Origin of the sequence: Catenovulum agarivorans YM01 (assembly GCF_000281085.1) — a bacterium.
Classification (GTDB): Bacteria; Pseudomonadota; Gammaproteobacteria; order Enterobacterales; family Alteromonadaceae; genus Catenovulum; species Catenovulum agarivorans.
Window position 1 is genome coordinate 1 of the sequence record NZ_AJWM01000120.1, and the last position, 1,749, is coordinate 1,749.

A 1,749-nucleotide genomic window follows, 5' to 3' on the forward strand; every position below is an offset into this window, starting at 1 on the left:
GTGTTAACACCAAGCGATTTTGTCGCACTTTAATTACCAAGCGATTCTGTCGTAGTCGCTAATTACCAAGGGAATTTGACGGTGATCTTTAACCGTGCTTTTTAAATGTTTATTTTAAATATTTGAGAGGTGCTAAGGATGATCATTATGAATTCCAAAGCTCAATTAACCGTTGATATCATTGCTAAAGTTGCTGAAGGCCGTTTGACTATTTGCAATGCGACTAAACTTCTCAATAAATCTAGACGAACTATTGAGCGTTATCTTCAGCGATACCGTAAAGTAGGAGTGCAATTCATTGTTCATGGTAATACAGGCCAATCACCCGTAAATAAAACGCCAGATAAATTGAAACAAACGGTACAACAGCTTATCCGTGAGAAGTATTACGATCTTAATCTACTTCACCTTGCTGAGATGCTTGAAGCTAATGAACATATTATTGTGAAGCGAGAGACGCTTAGGTGTTGGGCGCATGATATTCATCATGTAAAACGTGCTAAACGCAGAAGAAGCCGTGTTCATAAGCACAGAGAGCGAATGGAGGCTGCTGGTTTAATGTTACAGATGGACGGTAGCCCTCATCGCTGGTTTGGCAATAAAAAGTCTTGTCTCATTGCTGCGATAGATGATTCTACGAGTGAGTTATTTGCTGAGTTCTTCCCGTCAGAAACCACTGCTGGCTGTTTGAAGGTGCTGCGCTCGATTATCGAAAAGCGTGGTATTTTTAGAACACTGTACGTGGATAGAGCTGGTATATTTGGCGGCCCTAAACGTAGCAACTTCTCTCAAATGCAAAGGGCATGTGAAGAGCTTGGCATTGAAATCATCTTCGCCAGCTCACCACAAGGGAAAGGCCGAGTTGAGCGAGCCTTCGATACCTTGCAAGATCGCTTAATACCAGAGTTAAGGCTGAATAATATCAACGATATGATGGCGGCCAATAGCTATTTACAGCATGTATTTATTCCTCAGTTCTGGAATAAGCTATTGACGGTTAAATCAAAGGTGAACGGTTCAGAATATAAGCCACTGCCAGCTCACATTAATCTTAATGATATCTGTGTTACCAAAGAATACCGAAAGATCCGAAACGATCACACCTTTAGTTACGGCAATAAATTTTATTTTATCGAATCACCAATCAAGCACTCGATAGCTCATCAGAAAATTGAAATTCGAAATATCGCTAAAAACTCGTTTGATGCTTACTTCGCAGGCCGAAAATTAACAGTTAGTGAAGTCATAGAACCTATTAAAACCTCAATGGAAGATATCGAAATTCAGAAAAAATTAGATGTACTAGCGTTAGCTGATAAGCTTGGAAACGTATCCGAAGCCTCTCGTCTCAGTGGTGTATCTAGAGATACCATTTACCGCCACAGACGACTAATAAAGCAAGGCGGAATAGATGCGCTAAGGCGGCAAGAGACACCTGACTTACGGCATAAAAATCGACCAGAGGAAGACCTGGAGAAAGTCGTTGTAGACTTCAGCCTGAAAAATCCCCATCTGGGACAAGCTCAAGTAGCTCGCCAACTAAAAGCAAATATGGATATTGAAATTAGCCCGAATGGAGTACGCCAGATATGGTTGAGAGAAAATATGAATACTACGGCACTCAGGTTGGCTAAGTTGGAATTACTTCCCAAGTCGGCTTAAGTTGCCAACTTGGGCTGACATTGATAATGTAGATACGTCAAAATCGCTTGGTAATCATACCATCAGTTTCCCTTGGTAATCACACTA

At 41.1% G+C, this 1,749-nt stretch carries 1 protein-coding gene; it reads left to right on the forward strand.

Annotated features, from left to right (window positions below; all coding sequences use genetic code 11):
* The first annotated feature begins 138 nt into the window (after positions 1 to 138).
* Positions 139 to 1,662, forward strand: coding sequence for an ISNCY family transposase (locus WSC_RS0102550; RefSeq protein ID WP_016954340.1), 1,524 nt, complete (start codon positions 139 to 141; stop codon positions 1,660 to 1,662).
* The last annotated feature ends 87 nt before the right edge of the window (positions 1,663 to 1,749 follow it).